This is a genomic window from Actinomyces dentalis DSM 19115, from assembly GCF_000429225.1.
Lineage (GTDB): Bacteria > Actinomycetota > Actinomycetes > Actinomycetales > Actinomycetaceae > Actinomyces > Actinomyces dentalis.
Window position 1 is genome coordinate 26,123 of the sequence record NZ_AUBL01000024.1, and the last position, 16,510, is coordinate 42,632.

At 72.9% G+C, this 16,510-nt stretch carries 11 protein-coding genes and 2 tRNA genes; 10 read left to right on the plus strand and 3 right to left on the minus strand.

Annotation, left to right across the window (positions count from 1 at the left end; genetic code table 11):
- The first annotated feature begins 67 nt into the window (after positions 1-67).
- From dxs to pflA, 4 genes are all read left to right on the plus strand, one after another.
- On the plus strand, positions 68-2,116 hold the full coding sequence (gene dxs / locus G446_RS0106470; protein WP_084779046.1) for a 1-deoxy-D-xylulose-5-phosphate synthase: 2,049 nt from the start codon (positions 68-70) through the stop codon (positions 2,114-2,116).
- 287 nt (positions 2,117-2,403) lie between these two features.
- Entirely contained in the window at positions 2,404-4,524 is a 2,121-nt protein-coding gene (locus G446_RS0106475; protein ID WP_026409547.1) for a pyruvate formate lyase family protein, read from the plus strand.
- 63 nt (positions 4,525-4,587) lie between these two features.
- Positions 4,588-4,833, plus strand: a complete 246-nt coding sequence (grcA2, locus tag G446_RS21425) for an autonomous glycyl radical cofactor GrcA2 (RefSeq protein WP_006549837.1) — start codon at positions 4,588-4,590, stop codon at positions 4,831-4,833.
- Between the two features lie 23 nt (positions 4,834-4,856).
- Positions 4,857-5,735 (plus strand): pyruvate formate-lyase-activating protein, encoded by an 879-nt coding sequence (gene pflA, locus G446_RS0106485; protein ID WP_026409548.1) that lies wholly within the window; start codon positions 4,857-4,859, stop codon positions 5,733-5,735.
- Positions 5,736-5,821: 86 nt separating this feature from the next.
- On the opposite strand, the gene G446_RS0106490 is transcribed toward pflA, so the two are convergent.
- The 3 genes from G446_RS0106490 to glgX form a co-directional block, all read right to left on the minus strand.
- The gene (locus tag G446_RS0106490) at positions 5,822-7,108 is read right to left on the minus strand and encodes an HRDC domain-containing protein (protein WP_245574611.1); all 1,287 of its coding nucleotides are present in this window, start codon (positions 7,106-7,108) and stop codon (positions 5,822-5,824) included.
- Entirely contained in the window at positions 7,105-7,710 is a 606-nt protein-coding gene (locus tag G446_RS0106495; RefSeq protein ID WP_026409550.1) for a DUF3000 domain-containing protein, read from the minus strand. The genes G446_RS0106490 and G446_RS0106495 overlap by 4 nt, the downstream gene beginning before the upstream one ends.
- A gap of 357 nt (positions 7,711-8,067) precedes the next feature.
- A complete protein-coding gene (gene glgX / locus G446_RS16375; protein WP_084779047.1) occupies positions 8,068-10,908 on the minus strand; it encodes a glycogen debranching protein GlgX in 2,841 nt (946 codons plus the stop codon).
- Positions 10,909-11,060: 152 nt separating this feature from the next.
- On the opposite strand from glgX, the gene G446_RS0106505 reads away from it, so the two are divergent.
- The 6 genes from G446_RS0106505 to G446_RS0106530 all read left to right on the plus strand — a co-directional run bounded on the left by G446_RS0106505 (position 11,061) and on the right by G446_RS0106530 (position 16,497).
- Positions 11,061-11,133 (plus strand) — tRNA-Gly (locus tag G446_RS0106505).
- A 1-nt stretch (position 11,134) separates the two neighbouring features.
- A tRNA-Val gene (locus G446_RS0106510) sits at positions 11,135-11,206 on the plus strand.
- Between the two features lie 90 nt (positions 11,207-11,296).
- Positions 11,297-12,577: a carboxylate--amine ligase gene (locus G446_RS0106515; protein ID WP_026409551.1), complete on the plus strand. Its 1,281-nt coding sequence runs from the start codon at positions 11,297-11,299 to the stop codon at positions 12,575-12,577.
- A gap of 109 nt (positions 12,578-12,686) precedes the next feature.
- Positions 12,687-13,733, plus strand: a complete 1,047-nt coding sequence (locus tag G446_RS0106520; protein WP_245574612.1) for a lipid II:glycine glycyltransferase FemX — start codon at positions 12,687-12,689, stop codon at positions 13,731-13,733.
- A 90-nt stretch (positions 13,734-13,823) separates the two neighbouring features.
- Positions 13,824-15,863 (plus strand): threonine--tRNA ligase, encoded by a 2,040-nt coding sequence (gene thrS, locus G446_RS0106525; protein ID WP_026409553.1) that lies wholly within the window; start codon positions 13,824-13,826, stop codon positions 15,861-15,863.
- A gap of 67 nt (positions 15,864-15,930) precedes the next feature.
- Complete coding sequence (locus G446_RS0106530) at positions 15,931-16,497, plus strand: HIT family protein (protein ID WP_245574615.1); 567 nt, start codon at positions 15,931-15,933, stop codon at positions 16,495-16,497.
- The last annotated feature ends 13 nt before the right edge of the window (positions 16,498-16,510 follow it).

The following is a 16,510-nucleotide window of genomic DNA, read 5'->3' on the forward strand; positions in this document are numbered from 1 at the left end:
GTCATGGGTCGGCCGCGCCGCGCCGCGGCGCGCGAGCAGGCGGTAAGGACACAGGAGGACGACGGCGATGTCAGAGCGGACCCCGACGCTGGTCGAGCATCGCGACGATCCCGGCGGGGCGCCCGGCCGTGATTCCGGCGGCGCTCCCGGGCGGGAGCCCGGCGGCGCGCCCGCACGAGCCCCCGAGCTGCCCGCGACCCCCCTGCTGTCGGCCATCCGCCGCCCCGCCGACCTGGGGCGCCTGACCAGCGAGGACCTGGTCGCGCTCGCGGCGGAGATACGCCGCTACCTGGTGGCCGCCGTCTCGCGCACCGGCGGTCACCTGGGCCCCAACCTGGGCGTGGTGGAGCTGACCATCGCCCTGCACCGGGTCTTCCGCTCCCCGCGCGACGCCATCGTCTTCGACACCGGCCACCAGGCCTACGTCCACAAGCTCCTCACCGGGCGCCAGGACTTCCTCCGCCTGCGCGAGCGCGGCGGGGTGTCCGGCTACCCGGCCAGGTCCGAGTCCGTGCACGACGTGGTGGAGAACTCCCACGCCTCGACGGCCCTGTCCTGGGCGGACGGCATCGCCCGGGCCAACCGCCTCCAGGGCCGCGCCGACCGCCACGTGGTGGCGGTGATCGGCGACGGGGCGCTGACGGGGGGCATGGCCTGGGAGGCGCTGGACAATATCGCCGACTCCGCCGACAAGCACCTGGTCATCGTCGTCAACGACAACGGCCGCTCCTACGCCCCCACCATCGGCGGACTGGCCCACCACCTCGACGCCCTGCGCACCAATCCGGGCTACGAGCGCATGCTGTCGACCGTCAAGCGCGGGCTGCTGTCCCAGGGCGCCCCGGGCCGGGCCGCCTTCGACGCCCTCCACGGCCTCAAGCGGGGCCTCAAGGACGTCCTGGTGCCCTCGGCCTTCTTCGAGGACCTGGGCATCAAGTACACCGGCCCGGTCGACGGGCACGACGAGACCGCCCTGGAGTTCGCCCTGACCCGGGCGCGCGAGTACGCCGACCCGGTCATCGTCCACGTCATCACCCAGAAGGGCCGCGGCTACACCCCGGCGGAGAACCACGTGGCCGACCGCTTCCACGCCGTGGGGCGCATCCACCCCGAGACCGGGCTGCCGGTGGTGCCCGAGCGCTTCGGGTGGACCGCCGTGTTCGCCGAGGAGATCGTGTCCCTGGCGCGCGCCGACGAGCGGATCGTGGCCATCACCGCGGCCATGCAGCAGCCGGTGGGGCTCCAGCCCCTGGCCGACGCCATGCCGGAGCGCGTCATCGACGTGGGCATCGCCGAGCAGCACGCCCTGACCTCGGCGGCGGGCATGGCCTACGCGGGCCTGCACCCGGTGGTGGCCCTGTACGCCACGTTCCTCAACCGGGCCTTCGACCAGGTGCTCATGGACGTGGGGCTCCACGGCGCGGGCGTGACCATCGTGCTGGACCGGGCGGGGCTGACCGGCACCGACGGGGCGAGCCACAACGGCATGTGGGACATGGCCCTGTTCTGCCTGGTGCCCGGGCTGCGCCTGGCGGCGCCCCGCGACGAGCGGACCCTGCGCGAGGCCCTGCGCACCGCGGTGGGCGTGGACGACGGGCCCACGATCGTGCGCTACCCCAAGGGGGCGCTGCCCGGGCCCCTGCCCGAGGTTCGCACGGTCGGGGACGACGGCGATGAGGGGCCCTTCGGGGCCGTCGACGTCCTCCTGGAGGCCGCGGGGGAGGGGTCGGGCGGGCCGCTGCTGCTGGTGGGCGTGGGCGCGATGGTCCCGGCGACCCTGGAGGCGGGGCGGGCGCTGGTCGCCCGGGGTGAGGCGGTCACGGTGGCGTGCCCCCGCTGGGTGGTGCCGGTGCCGCGCGCGCTGGTCGATCTGGCGGCCTCGGCCCGGGGCGTCGTCGTCGTCGAGGACGGCCTGGTCGAGGGCGGGGTGGGCTCGCGGCTGCGCGACGCCCTGGAGGACGGCGCCGCGCACGGCGGGGCCCGCCCGGTGGTGGCCCGGGTGGGCGTGCCGCGCCGTTTCGTCGCCACCGCCAGCCGGCCCCAGCTGCTGGCGGACTTCGGCATGGACGCCGCGGGCATTGAGCGCACGGCCCTGGGACTGGGACGCCGGTCCTAACTCCGGACGGCGTGCCGCACGGGGGCGGAGGGGTCCGGTCGAGGGGCACTTCGCGGCGCCGGGAAGCCGATTGGTCCCCCATGAACCCGAATGTGGGACTTCGGTCCCTGGGTCGGAATACCCATGTCGCGCTTGTGAGTGATCCCACCGGGCACTCGCCCGCGATCGTCCCACGGGCCGGTGCGCTCGGCCTACCCTGGAGGCGACGGCGCGACGACGTACCGCCACGCCCCACAAGGGCGGAGTACAACCGGGTGGCCTCCGGTCACCCACTACAGGAGGCACGGATGACCACCGAGGTCACAGCATCCGCCACGGCGGAGGACACCACCAGCCGCGACGCGTGGGAGGGATTCGTCACGGGCCCGTGGGCCGAGGACATCGACGTGCGCGACTTCATCCAGCGCAACTACACCCCCTACGACGGCGACGCCTCGTTCCTGGCCGGCGCCACCGACAAGACCCTGCGCCTGTGGGACACCCTGGAGGAGAAGTACCTGGCCGAGGAGCGCAAAGTCCGCATCCTCGACGTCGACACCCACACGCCCTCGGACATCGACGCCTTCGCCCCCGGATACATCTCCGACGACGACGACGTCATCGTCGGCCTGCAGACCGACTCCCCGCTCAAGCGCGCCATGATGCCCAACGGCGGGTGGCGCATGGTCGCCCAGGCGATCAAGGAGGCCGGCAAGGAGATCGATCCCGAGGTCCAGAAGATCTTCACCCGCTACCGCAAGACCCACAACGACGCCGTCTTCGACATCTACACCCCGCGCATCCGCGCCGCGCGCTCGAGCCACATCATCACCGGCCTGCCCGACGCCTACGGCCGCGGCCGCATCATCGGCGACTACCGCCGCGTGGCCCTGTACGGCGTCGACCGGCTCATCGAGCTCAAGCAGAGGGCCAAGGACGCCGTCGCCAACCAGCCCTTCTCCGAGCACTGGGCCCGCTACCGCGAGGAGCACGCCGAGCAGATCAAGGCGCTCAAGAAGCTCAAGGTCATGGCCGCCTCCTACGGCTTCGACATCTCCGGGCCGGCCAGGGACGCCCACGAGGCCGTCCAGTGGACCTACTTCGCCTACCTGGCCTCCGTCAAGAGCCAGGACGGCGCCGCCATGAGCATCGGGCGCCTGTCGGCCTTCCTCGACATCTACTTCGAGCGCGACCTGAGGGCCGGCGTCATCGATGAGACCCGCGCCCAGGAGCTCATCGACAACATCGTCATGAAGCTGCGCATCACCCGCTTCCTGCGCACCACCGACTACGACCAGATCTTCTCCGGCGACCCCTACTGGGCCACCTGGTCCGACGCCGGCTTCGGCGAGGACGGCCGCCCGCTGGTCACCAAGACCTCCTTCCGCCTGCTCCAGACGCTGCGCAACCTCGGCCCCGCCCCGGAGCCCAACATCACGATCTTCTGGAACGAGAACCTGCCCCAGGGCTACAAGGACTTCTGCGCCCTGATCTCGATCACGACCTCCTCCATCCAGTACGAGGCTGACGAGCAGATCCGCGAGCACTGGGGCGACGACGCCGCCATCGCCTGCTGCGTGTCGCCCATGCGCGTGGGCAAGCAGATGCAGTTCTTCGGCGCCCGCGTCAACGCCGCCAAGGGCCTGCTCTACGCCATCAACGGCGGGCGCGACGAGATGACCGGCAGGCGGGTCGTGGAGGGCCTGCCCGGCATCGAGGGCGACGGTCCGCTGGACTTCGACGAGGTGTGGGACAAGTACGAGAAGATGCTCGACTGGGTCGTGGCCACCTACGTCGAGGCCCTCAACATCATCCACTACTGCCACGACCGCTACGCCTACGAGGCCATCGAGATGGCGCTGCACGACTCCGAGATCGTGCGCACCATGGGCTGCGGCATCGCCGGGCTGTCCATTGTCGCCGACTCCCTGAGCGCCATCAAGTACGCCAGGGTCACCCCGGTGCGCGACGAGACCGGCCTGGTGGTCGACTACGTCACCGAGGGCGACTTCCCCATCTACGGCAACGACGACGACCGCGCCGACGACATCGCCGCCACCGTGGTCCACACGATCATGTCCAAGATCAAGGAGCAGCCCTTCTACCGCGACGCCATCCCCACCCAGTCGGTGCTCACCATCACCTCCAACGTCGTCTACGGCAAGGCCACCGGCTCCTTCCCCTCCGGCCACGCCAAGGGCACGCCCTTCTCGCCCGGGGCCAACCCGGAGAACGGCATGGACACCCACGGCATGGTCGCCTCCATGCTGAGCGTGGGCAAGCTCGACTACAACGACGCCCTCGACGGCATCTCGCTGACCAACACCATCACCCCGCAGGGCCTGGGCCGCACGCTCGACGAGCGCGTGGCCAACCTCGTGGGCATCCTCGACGTCGGCTTCGTGCCCGACGACTGCGCCGAGGTCTGACCGGTCCGCTCCCCCCTCGACTCTCTGTCGAATCACATCTCTCACACCAGAAAGGGGCCGAATATGGCCACGTACGAAGAGCGCCTCGCCTCCATGAAGGCGCAGCGCGAGGACAACGGCGGCGTCAAGGGCCTGTACCACGCCAACATCAACGTCCTGGACCGCAACACCCTCGAGGACGCCATGGAGCACCCGGAGAACTACCCGAACCTGACGGTCCGCGTCTCCGGCTACGCCGTCAACTTCGTCAAGCTCACGCGCGAGCAGCAGCTCGACGTCCTCAACCGCACCTTCCACGCCGGCGCCTGAGCCGGCGGCGGTGCTGGACTCGGATGACTGAGACCATCACCCCTGCGGCGCCGGGCGGCCGGGACCAGGACTTCCTGGCCCCGGCCGCCCGCTTGCGCGGGGCCGGGATCGGCGGGCTGGAGGAGCTCACGGACCTCCAGCGCTCCGAGCGCCTGGCGCGCATGCGCGAGGGGACGCTGGGATCCATTCACTCCTGGGAGCTGGTCACGGCGGTGGACGGCCCGGGCACGAGGATGACCGTCTTCCTCAACGGCTGCCCGCTGCGGTGCCTGTACTGCCACAACCCGGACACCTTCCTCATGCGGGACGGCGAGCCGGTGACCGCGGACGAGCTGCTGCGGCGCATGAGGCGCTACCGCGGCGTGTTCCGCGCCTCCAAGGGCGGCATCACCCTGTCCGGGGGCGAGGTGCTCATGCAGCCGGCCTTCGCCGCCCGGCTGCTGGCCGGCGCCAAGAGGATGGGCATCCACACCTGCATCGACACCTCCGGCTACCTGGGCGCCAACTGCACCGACGAGATGCTCGACGACATCGACCTGGTGCTCCTGGACGTCAAGAGCGGCGACGAGCAGACCTACAAGAGGGTCACGGGCCGCTCCCTGGCGCCGACCATCGCCTTCGGCGACCGGCTCGCGGCCCGGGGCATCGAGACGTGGGTGCGATTCGTCCTCGTGCCGGGCCTGACCGACGACCCCGCCAACGTCGAGAACGTCGCCCGCATCGTCGAGCGCTGGCGCCCGGTGGTCAGCCGGGTCGAGGTCCTGCCCTTCCACCAGATGGGGGCCGACAAGTGGAGGGCGCTGAACCTGGAGTACAAGCTCAAGGACACGCGCCCGCCCGACCCCGAGCTCGTCGAGTCCACCCGCGAGATCTTCCGCTCCCACGGCTTCACCGTGCACTGACCCCGGCACCGGGCGGGCCCCGCGGCCCGCCCGACCCGCGGCGGGCCCGGACACGTACGACCCCGGCGCGCCGGGGCGGGCGGCGATCAGGCCAGGGCGTCGGACAGGGACGGGGCCGCCTGCTCCACCTGCCAGGGGCGGGCGCCGAGCTCGGTCAGGCGGGCCGCCAGCGCCCCGACGGACACGTCCGGCGCGCCGCCGTCGGCCTCCTCCTCGCCCACGGCCCAGGCCAGGCGGCGCTGGACGTCGGGGGACACCAGCAGCTCCTGGGGCACCCGGATGCGCTCGGCGCGGGCGCGCACGGCGCCGCGCACCTCCTCCAGGGCCGTGGCCGCCTCGGGGTGATGGCGGGACCACGAGCGCGGCTGGGGCAGCTCGCCCGGCGCCAGGGGCGGGTGGACGGGCGGGAGCTCCTCCTCGGGCAGCGCCAGGGCCCGCTCGATCGCCCGCCACCACAGCTCGCGGTGGGCGCGGGCCTGCCGGGAGGAGAATTCGCGCAGGGACTCCATCTTGCGCCGCGAGGCGGGGCGGGCCAGGGCCGCGGCGACCAGGGCGCCGTGCGACAGGACCTTCGAGGGGCACAGGTCCAGCTGTCGGGCGAGCTCCTCGCGGGTCGTCCACAGCTCGCGCAGCACGGCCAGCGACCTGGGGGAGCGCACGGCCCGCCCGGCGCGCGGGATCCTCCGCCACGGGTCGGTCTTGGCCGGGCGCGGGGGGCGGGTCCGCTCGTACTCGAACTCCTGGGCCGCCCAGTCGGCCTTGCCGGCCGCGGCGAGCTCGTCGGCCAGGGCGGCGCGCAGCTCGATGAGGAGCTCGACGTCGAGGGCCGCGTACACCAGCCAGGTCTCCGGCAGGGGGCGGGTCGACCAGTCGGCGGCCGCGTGGTCCTTGGCCAGGCGCAGCCCGAGGGTCTCCTCGAGCACCGCTCCGAGCCCCACGTGGCGGCGGCCCAGGAGGCGGGCGGCGAGCTCGGTGTCGAACAGGCTGCGGGGGGCGAGCCCGAGGGCCGCCAGGCACGGCAGGTCCTGGTCGGCGGCGTGCAGGATCCACTCCGGGCCGTCCAGCGCGCCCCCCAGCGCCTCCAGCGGGCCGGCGCCGACCGGGTCGACGAGGAAGGTCCCCGCGCCCGCGCGCCGCAGCTGCACGAGGTAGGCGTCCTGCCCGTAGCGGAAGCCCGAGGCGCGCTCGGCGTCGACGGCCACGGGCCCGCTCCCGGCGGCCAGCGCCCCGACGGCGGCCGCCAGCGCCCGCGGGGCGTCGGTCACGGGCGGCAGCCCCTCCCGGGGACGGCGGTAGGGCAGGACGTCGTCGGATCCGATCGGGTGGTCCGTCGTCCCGGGGGTGCGCGCCGGCCGGGGGGCGTCGCGCCTCACCGGCGACTCCCCGCCAGGGTCAGGGGAACGGCCAGGTGCGGCTCGTTGCCCGCCGCCACGTGCAGCAGCTCGTACCAGGCGACCAGGTGCGGCGTCAGGTCGGGGGTGGCGGGCGACCAGGAGGCGCGGATCTCCGCGTGCGCGCACGAGTCGGTGAGCTCGAGCCCGCCGAATGTCTCGGACAGCACGCGGGTGATCGTGCCCACGAGCGCCCGGTAACCGGCTCCGGCGTTGTCGAGCGCCTCGATCAGCCAGGACCGGGCCGCGGAGCCCAGGAGGGGATCGGCCCCGACCTCGTCGTCGAGGCGCGAGCGCGTCATGACGACTATGCGCAGGTCCCCGTCCCAGGCGTCCTGGCCCGCGGGGTCGTGGAGCACGACGAAGCGTCCCATGGCGATCGGCACACCCCCCTCCGTCTGGACGGTCTCGGCCGTCAGGGCGGCTGCGTAGGGGGCCAGACGGCGGGGCGCAGGGACTTCGTCGAGGACCAGGCCGCGGGGTCTGGGCGCGTGGCGCATGCTGAGCAGCGCCTCCTCGAATCGCTCGGGCACCCGCTCGCCTCCCGCGTCCTTCGGCGAGGCCGTCCTAGAATTGTCGGTCACCCGGCCAGGCTACCGGCGTGCGCTACCCATTCCGGTTCCCACGCCGTGAGATGCCCGGGACGGTGCGCACATGCGGCGCAAAGGGCGGTCAACCCGGTGGGTCGGCGCGGGCGGGCCGTCAACACCATCGACTCGACCGTGTCCGCGAGCGCGCAGGTTTCCAGACCCGCGAATCCCGCGAATCCCGCGAGCGCGCAGGTTTCCAGTCGAACGCGCGCCTCCCGCCTGCGCGTTCGACTGGAAACCTGCGCGCTCGCGGACACGGCGGGCCGACGGGCCCCGCCCTGGGCGACGGCGAACCGGGGAGGGCGTCGGCGGATCCGCGGATCCGCCGACGCCCTCCCCGGTGGCTCGGGCTCAGACCGAGGCGGGTGTCCCGGGCGCCTCCTCGTCGGCCTCGGGCTCGGCGGGTGCGGTCTCGGGCTCGGCCGGGGCGGCGGGCGCCTTCGGCGCGACGGCGCCCCCGGACTCATCGGCCGGGGCGGCGGGAGCGTCGGCCTCGGGCTCGGGCACGACGGCGCCCTCGGGCTCGTCGGGTGCGGCCTCGACCGGGGCGTCGGCCCCGGGCGCGACCGCGCCGGCCTCCGGGGCGGGCTCGGGTGCGACGCCGGCGGTCTCGGGAACGGCCTTCGGCGCGACGGCGTCGGCCCCGTCGGCCCCGGCCCCGGGTGCGACGCCGGCGGTCTCGGGAACGGCCTTCGGCGCGACGGCGTCGGCCCCGGCCCCGGGCTCGGCCGGGGTGGCGGGAGCGTCGGCCTCGGGCTCGGGCACGACGGCGCCCCCGGGCTCGTCGGGTGCGGCCCCGGCCCCGGGCTCGGCCGGGGTGGCGGGAGCGTCGGCCTCGGCCTCGACCGGGGTGTCGGCCCCGGGCGCGACGGCGTCGGCCTCGGGCTCGGGCACGACGGCGCCCTCGGCCCCGGACTGCTCGGCCGCGCTCGCCGCCCGGGCGGCCTCGAGCCGCGTGGCCGCCGCGCTCGCCTCCCTGACGGCCCTGAGCCGCGCGGCCGCCTCGCTCACGGTCCGGGCGGCCCGGGCGGCCCGGGCCGTCTCCTCGTCCTCGGCGATGAGGAACAGCATCGAGTGGGCCTCGACGCCGACGACCTCGTTCGCGTCGTGGCGGGAGCGGGCCGCGTCCTGGCCGGCGGGCGTCGTGTCGAGGGCGACCACCCAGCCGGGGGCGTAGTCCTCGCCCGGCAGCGTGAAGTCGATGTTCTCGCCGGAGGCGTTGATGAGGATGAGGAAGGAGTCGTCGACCACCTGCCGGCCGTACTCGTCGGGCTCGGCGATGGCGTCCCCGTTGAGGTAGACCGTCATGGCCCGGGCGTACCACGTGGCCCAGTCCTGGTCGGTCATGTGCTCGCCCGAGGGCCGCAGCCACTCGATCTCGCGGCGCTCGGACTCCCCGCCGTGGCCGGCCCTGCCGGTGAAGAAGCGCCTGCGCCGCAGGACGGGGTGGTCGTGGCGCAGCTTCACCATCTTGGAGGTGAAGTCGAGCAGCTTGCGCTCCTGCTCGTCCAGGTCCCAGTCGATCCAGGTGATCTCGTTGTCCTGGCAGTAGGCGTTGTTGTTGCCCCCCTGGGTGCGGCCCAGCTCGTCGCCGTGGCAGATCATGGGCACGCCCTGACTGAAGAGCACCGTGGCCAGGAAGTTGCGGACCTGGCGGCGGCGCAGGTCCAGGACGGCGGCGTCGTCGGTCCGCCCCTCGGCCCCGCAGTTCCAGGAGCGGTTGTTGCTGTCGCCGTCGCGGTTGTCCTCGCCGTTGGCGTCGTTGTGCTTGCCGTTGTAGGACACCAGGTCGTGCAGCGTGAAGCCGTCGTGGGCGGTGACGAAGTTGACGCTCGCCACGGGGGTGCGGCCCGAGTACTGGTACAGGTCGGAGGAGCCGGTGATGCGCGAGGCGAACTCGCCCAGCGTGGAGGGCTCCCCGCGCCAGAAGTCCCGCACGGTGTCGCGGTACTTGCCGTTCCACTCGCTCCACAGCGGCGGGAAGCCGCCGACGTTGTAGCCGCCCTCGCCCACGTCCCAGGGCTCGGCGATGAGCTTGACGCGCGACAGGACCGGGTCCTGGTGGATGATGTCGAAGAAGGCGCTGAGCTTGTCGACCTCGTGGAACTGACGGGCCAGGGTCGAGGCCAGGTCGAAGCGGAAGCCGTCCACGTGCATCTCGGTGACCCAGTAGCGCAGGGAGTCCATGATGAGCTGGAGGACGGCGGGCGAGCGCATGAGCAGGGAGTTGCCCGTGCCGGTGGTGTCGAAGTAGTGGGCCGGGTCGCCGTCGACCAGGCGGTAGTAGGAGGCGTTGTCGATGCCGCGGAAGGACAGGGTCGGGCCCATGTGGTTGCCCTCGGCGGTGTGGTTGTAGACCACGTCGAGGATGACCTCGATTCCCGCCGCGTGCATGGACTTGACCATGGACTTGAACTCCTGGACCTGCTGGCCGTCCTGGCCGTGGGCGGCGTAGGCGTTGTGCGGGGCGAAGAAGCCGATGGTGTTGTAGCCCCAGTAGTTCGACAGGCCCTTCTCCTGCAGGTGGGTGTCGTTGACGAACTGGTGGACGGGCATGAGCTCCAGCGCCGTGATCCCCAGGCGGGTGAGGTGGTCGATGACGGCGGGCTGGGCCAGCCCGGCGTAGGTGCCGCGCAGGTGCGCGGGGATCTTCTCGTTGAGCCGGGTCATGCCCTTGACGTGCGCCTCGTAGATGACCGTCTCGTGGTACGGGCGGGCCGGGGGCCGGTCGTGCCCCCAGTCGAAGTAGGGGGTCGTGACCACTGAGCGCATGGTGACGGGCGCCGAGTCGTCGGTGTTGCGCTTGTCCGGGTCGTCGAAGGAGTAGGAGTACAGGCTCGCCGAGGGGCGCACCTGCCCGGAGATCGCCTTGGCGTAGGGGTCCAGGAGGAGCTTGGAGGCGTCGCAGCGCCGCCCGGAGGCCGGGTCGTAGGGGCCGTCGACGCGGTAGCCGTAGTGCTGGCCGGGACCGACGTAGGGCAGGTAGGCGTGCCAGACGTCGGCGTCCTTCTCGGTCAGCTCCACGCGGCGTTCGGCCCCCGACTCGTCGAACAGGCAGAGGTAGACGCGCTCCGCCACGGAGGAGAAGAGGGCGAAGTTCGTGCCGGCGCCGTCGTAGGCGGCGCCCAGCGGGTAGGGCTTGCCGGGCCATAGGATGTCGGGGGCGGCCGCGGCGGGGGTGCTGTTGTCCATGCCTCATACATTGCCACGGCGCGGGGGCCGCGGCTGGGCGGATGCCGGGGCAGGCGGTCCGTTGAGAAGACGGGTACGTCACACGCCGAGCCTTTGCGCCCGCGCCCATCACCTGCTACCTTACTTCCCGCACCGCCGGACGGCGGCGCGGTGCGGATGTGGCTCAGTTGGTAGAGCATCACCTTGCCAAGGTGAGGGTCGCGGGTTCGAGTCCCGTCATCCGCTCGGGCGATTGGCGCAGCGGGAGCGCGCTTCCCTGACACGGAAGAGGTCACTGGTTCGATCCCAGTATCGCCCACCGGCTCAGGCCTCGGACGCTCGTCCGGGGCCTTCGTCGTCGCGGCGCCCCCGCCGCGAGCGAGTCCGACCCGCCCCTCAGGAGGACCCCATGATCCGCTCCCGGGACCGCCGTCCGTCCAGGCCCGATCTCCTGCCCGTCGTCATCGGCGGGGACATCGGGGCCTACGCCCTGGCCCGCCAGCTCCACGACGCCACCGGGCAGCGGGTCGCCCTCCTGTCGCCCAGCCCCATCGAGGCCATCGAGTTGTCGAGCTACATCGACGTGCACCACTACGAGGAGCACGACGAGGACATGATGCTCTCCCTCCTGCGCGGGCTCGCCGCCGGCCGGGCCCCGCGCAGCGCCGTCGTCATGGCCAACAGCGACGCCACGGCCCGCCTCCTGGCCGTCCGCCGCGCCGAGCTGGAGCCGTGCTACGCCGTGCCCTTCCCCGACGTGGGGGCCATGGACGCCCTGAGCGACAAGGTGGCCTTCGCCGCCGCCTGCGCCGCCCAGGGCCTGCGCACGCCCCGCCAGGCGGTCGTGGACTGCTCCGAGCTGGCCCACGGCGACCCCGAGATCGGCATCCCCTTCCCCCTGGTGGGCAAGGCCGCCGTCGGATCGGACTGGGACGCCGCCGAATTCCCCGGCAAGCGCAAGATCTACTTCCTGGACGGCCCCGAGGACCTCGCCTCGCTGTGGTCGGACCTGCGGGGCGCCGGCTACGCCTCCACCTTCCTCATCCAGGAGCGGATCCCGGGCGAGGACGAGGCCATGCGCTCGGTGACCGCCTACATGGCCTCCAACGGCGAGATGACCATGATCGGCTCCGCCCGGGTGCTGCTGGAGGACCACGCCCCCACCCTCATCGGCAACCCGGTGGCCATGATCACCGAGCCCTTCCCCGAGCTGTGGGACGGGGCGGAGCGGCTGCTGAAGGCGGCCGGCTACCGGGGGTTCGCCAACTTCGACGTCAAGGTCGACCCGCGCACCGGCGAGTCGGTCTTCTTCGAGCTCAACCCGCGCATCGGGCGCAACTCCTTCTACATGAGCGCCGCCGGGGTCAACCCCATGGTCCCCATGATCGCCGACCTGATCGACGGTCGGCCGGGGCCGCGGCGCCAGGCGCGCCGCGAGGTCCTCTACAGCCTGGTGCCCCGCCACCTGGTCCTGCACCAGGTCGACGACCCGGCGCTGCGGCGGCGCGCCCTGCGCCTGGCCCCCCGGGCGGTGGACCCCCTCATCGACCCGGCCGAGCGCTCCGTGCGCCGCCGACTGCTGGTCACGGCGCTCAAGCTCAACCACGACCTGAAATTCCACCGCCACCACCCCAAGCGCCTCGTGCGCCGCCGCCCGCGCGGGCGGCGCGCGCCGGCGGACGCGACCTAGATCATCCGGAAGAACGAGCACAGCGGCCCCGCGCGTGGTTAGGCTGGCGCGGACCCTGGACCCGATCCCCCGGGTCGCTTCCCCACCGCACCGCAAGACAGGAGCCCCGATGGCCGACGAGCCCGCCCCGCCCCAGCAGCAGGAGGTTCTGCGCGCGGTGTCCGCGCGCGACATGCGACTGGCGATCGGGTGCACCCCGGCGCCCGTCGAGCAGATCGAGGCCTGGGAGGCCTATGAGAAGAGCCAGGGCAACACCCTCTTCGGCCGCTACGTCTTCGAGTGCGACGGCAAGCCGACGGCGGTCCTGGCCCTGTACCGCCACCGCATCGGCGGCCGGCCCTTCCTGTGGGCCAAGCACGGGCCCGTGTGGCTCAAGGAGCAGTCGCCCGCGCGCGAGGCCCGGCTGCGCCAGATGCTCGTGCGCGAGGTGCGCCGGCGCGAGCCGCGCACCGTCTTCATCAGGATGCACGCGCGCTACCGCGCCCGCGACACCCTGGAGCTGCTGTCCACCATCACCTACGACCGCACCTACGTCATCGACCTGACCCCCCGCGAGCCCAAGGCGATCGCCGGCGCCATGCCCCGCGCCGGGCGCCGCGGCGTCCTGCGCGCCGAGCGCGTGGCCCGCGAGGCCGGGTGCACCATCGCCGAGGAGACCGGGCTGAGCCGCGAGGAATTCGAGTCCCTCTACGCCGTCATGAGCGAGACCGCCCGGCGCGACGGCTTCCGGCCCCACCCCAGCGACGTCTACTGGGACATGCTCACCACGCTGGGCCCCGAGCACGCCCGCCTCTTCGTCCTGCGGCGCGACGGCGAGCCCCACTGCTGGGACCTCGTGACCGTCTCGGGCAAGCGGGCCGTGGCCTACTACGGGGCCTCCTCCTCCGCCTCGCGCGGCTTCCGCGGCGCCGAGGCCCTCGACTGGTTCGTGGCCCGCACCATGGCCGCCGAGGGGTGCGACGGACTGGACCTCATGGGCGCCGACTCGGCCCGCGTCCCCGAGCTCTACGGCGTGGGGCAGTACAAGCGCCGCTTCGCCCAGCACCCCACGGAGGTCGACGGCGCCTGGGACGTGCCCGTCCACCCGCTGATCTACCGGGCGCTGCGCCGGGCCCGGCGGGCCCGACACTTCGTGCGCGACCGCCTGGGCGTCTGAAGGCGCGCCGGATTCGGCGGGGTAGTATCCGCAGGCGAGAGCGGACGCACCCGTGCAGCGTCCACCGCGCAATCATCGGAGGAGAACCCCGTGACAGCCCAGCCCAGCATCGATATCGTCCTCGACGGCGCCGCGCGCAGCGTCGAGGAGGGCACCACGGGGACCTCCCTATTCGCCTCCGAGCGCGACGTCGTGGCCATGAGGGTCGACGGCGAGCCCTGGGACCTGGAGCGGGCCGTGCCCGCCGGCGCCGTCGTCGAGCCCATCACCCTGTCCAGCCCGGACGGGCTCAACATCCTGCGCCACTCGACCACCCACGTCATGGCCCAGGCCGTCCAGGAGATCTTCCCCGACGTCGACCTGGGCATCGGCCCCTTCATCGACGACGGCTTCTACTACGACTTCGGGGGCATCGACGCCGTCACCCCCGAGCTGCTGCGCGAGATCGAGCGGCGCATGAGGCGCATCGTCAAGGAGGGCCAGCGCTTCGTGCGCCGCGACATCACCGAGGCCCAGGGGCGCGCCGAACTGGCCGACCAGCCCTACAAGCTCGAGCTCATCACCACCAAGGGCGCGGGCGCCGAGGGCGCCGGCGTCGAGGTCGGCGGGGCGGGCCTGACCATGTACGACAACGTCCGGCGCGACGGCACCGTGGCCTGGAAGGACCTGTGCCGCGGCCCCCACCTGCCCACCACCCGGCTCATCGGGGCGGGCTTCGCCCTGACCAAGTCCTCGGCCGCCTACTGGAGGGGCGACCAGCACGGGGACTCCCTGCAGCGCATCTACGGCACCGCCTGGGCCTCCAAGGAGGACCTCAGGGCCCACCAGACCCGCCTGGCCGAGGCCGCCCGGCGCGACCACCGCAGGCTCGGCGCCGAGCTCGACCTGTTCTCCTTCCCCGAGGAGATCGGCCCGGGCCTGGTGGTCTTCCACCCCAGGGGCGGCATGCTGCGCCACATCATCGAGAGCCACGTGATCGCGCGCCACGAGGAGGCCGGCTTCGACTTCGTCCACACCCCCGAGATCTCCAAGGGCGGGCTGTTCCACACCTCCGGGCACCTGCCCTACTACGCCGACACCATGTTCCCGCCCATGGTCGTCGACGAGGAGACCGGCGCCGACGGCGCCGTCGTGCGGGCCGGCCAGGAGTACTACCTCAAGGCCATGAACTGCCCCATGCACAACCTCATCTTCCGCTCCCGCGGCCGCTCCTACCGCGAACTGCCCATGCGCCTGTTCGAGATGGGCCGCGACTACCGCTACGAGAAGTCCGGCGTCGTCCACGGCCTGACCCGCATGCGCGGCTTCACCCAGGACGACTCCCACACCTACTGCACCCCCGAGCAGGCGCCCGACGAGATCGGACGGCAGATCGACTTCTTCATCTCGATCCTGTCCGACTTCGGGCTGACCGACTTCACGCTCGAGCTGTCCACCCGCGACGAGGGCGCCGGGAGGGACAAGTTCATCGGCTCGGACGCCGACTGGGCCGCCGCCACGTCCATCCTCGAGCGGGCCTGCGCCTCCTCGGGCCTGGAGGTCGTGCCCGACCCGGGCGGGGCCGCCTTCTACGGGCCCAAGGTCTCCGTGCAGGTCAAGGACGCCATCGGCCGCACCTGGCAGATGTCGACCATCCAGTACGACTTCAACCAGCCCGAGCGCTTCGACCTGGAGTACACGGCCGCCGACGGCTCGCGCCGCCGGCCCATCATGCTGCACTCGGCCAAGCTGGGCAGCGTCGAGCGCTTCATCGGGGTGCTCACCGAGCACTACGCCGGCGCCTTCCCGGCCTGGCTGGCCCCGGTGCAGGCGCGCCTGGTGCCGGTGGCCGAGGCCTTCGACGACTACGTGGCCGACGTCGCCGCCCGGGCGCGCGCCCGCGGGATCCGGGTCGAGACCGACCTGTCCGACGACCGCTTCGGCAAGAAGATCCGCAACGCCGCCAAGGACAAGATCCCCTTCACCCTCATCGCCGGCGGCGCCGACGCCGACGCCGGGGCGGTCTCCTTCCGCCTGCGCGACGGCGAGCAGATCAACGGCGTGCCCGTGGACGAGGCCCTGGACCACATCGCCGCCGTCATCGCCGGGCGCGTCAACGATCCGGCGGGGGAGAGGCCCGCCCGTGACTGAGGCGAGCGGGGGCCCCCGCGCCGACGACGGCGCCCGCTGCGACCCGGCGGGCGTCGTCGTCGACGGCGTGCGCATCCAGGCCCCCTTCCAGCACCCCGACGCCCCCGACCCCTTCGGCCGCCTGTGGACCCCCCACCGCATGGTCTACATCGGCGGCCAGGACAAGCCCGAGGACGCCTCCGCGCGCCGCTGCCCCTTCTGCGCCGCGCCCGGGCTCGAGGACGCCGAGTCCCTCATCGTCCACCGCGGCGAGGCCGCCTACGTGCTCATGAACCTCTACCCCTACAACACCGGCCACCTGCTCGTGTGCCCCTACCGGCACGTGGCGGACTGGACCGGGGCCTCCGACGCCGAGCGCATCGAGATCGGCCGGCTCACGGCCCGCGCCATGGAGGTCGTGCGCCACGTCGCCCACCCCCACGGCTTCAACCTGGGGCTCAACCAGGGGCAGGTGGGCGGCGCCGGCATCGCCGCCCACCTGCACCAGCACATCGTCCCCCGCTGGATGGGGGACGCCAATTTCATGCCCATCATCGGCAAGACCAAGCCGGTCCCCCAGCTCCTGGGCGACCAGCGCGCCATGCTCGCCCGGGCCTGGTCGCACCTGCCCACCACCGTCGACGGCGTGCGGTAGGCTGCCGAACCGC

Excerpts from the sequence above, each read along its gene's own strand:
- pflA (WP_026409548.1), top strand. The coding sequence starts at position 4,857 with ATGACTGAGACCATCACCCCTGCGGCGCCGGGCGGCCGGGACCAGGAC.
- grcA2 (WP_006549837.1), top strand. The coding sequence starts at position 4,588 with ATGGCCACGTACGAAGAGCGCCTCGCCTCCATGAAGGCGCAGCGCGAG.
- G446_RS0106520 (WP_245574612.1), top strand. The coding sequence starts at position 12,687 with ATGGCCGACGAGCCCGCCCCGCCCCAGCAGCAGGAGGTTCTGCGCGCG.
- dxs (WP_084779046.1), top strand. The coding sequence starts at position 68 with ATGTCAGAGCGGACCCCGACGCTGGTCGAGCATCGCGACGATCCCGGC.
- G446_RS0106475 (WP_026409547.1), top strand. The coding sequence starts at position 2,404 with ATGACCACCGAGGTCACAGCATCCGCCACGGCGGAGGACACCACCAGC.
- glgX (WP_084779047.1), bottom strand. The coding sequence starts at position 10,908 with ATGGACAACAGCACCCCCGCCGCGGCCGCCCCCGACATCCTATGGCCC.
- G446_RS0106515 (WP_026409551.1), top strand. The coding sequence starts at position 11,297 with ATGATCCGCTCCCGGGACCGCCGTCCGTCCAGGCCCGATCTCCTGCCC.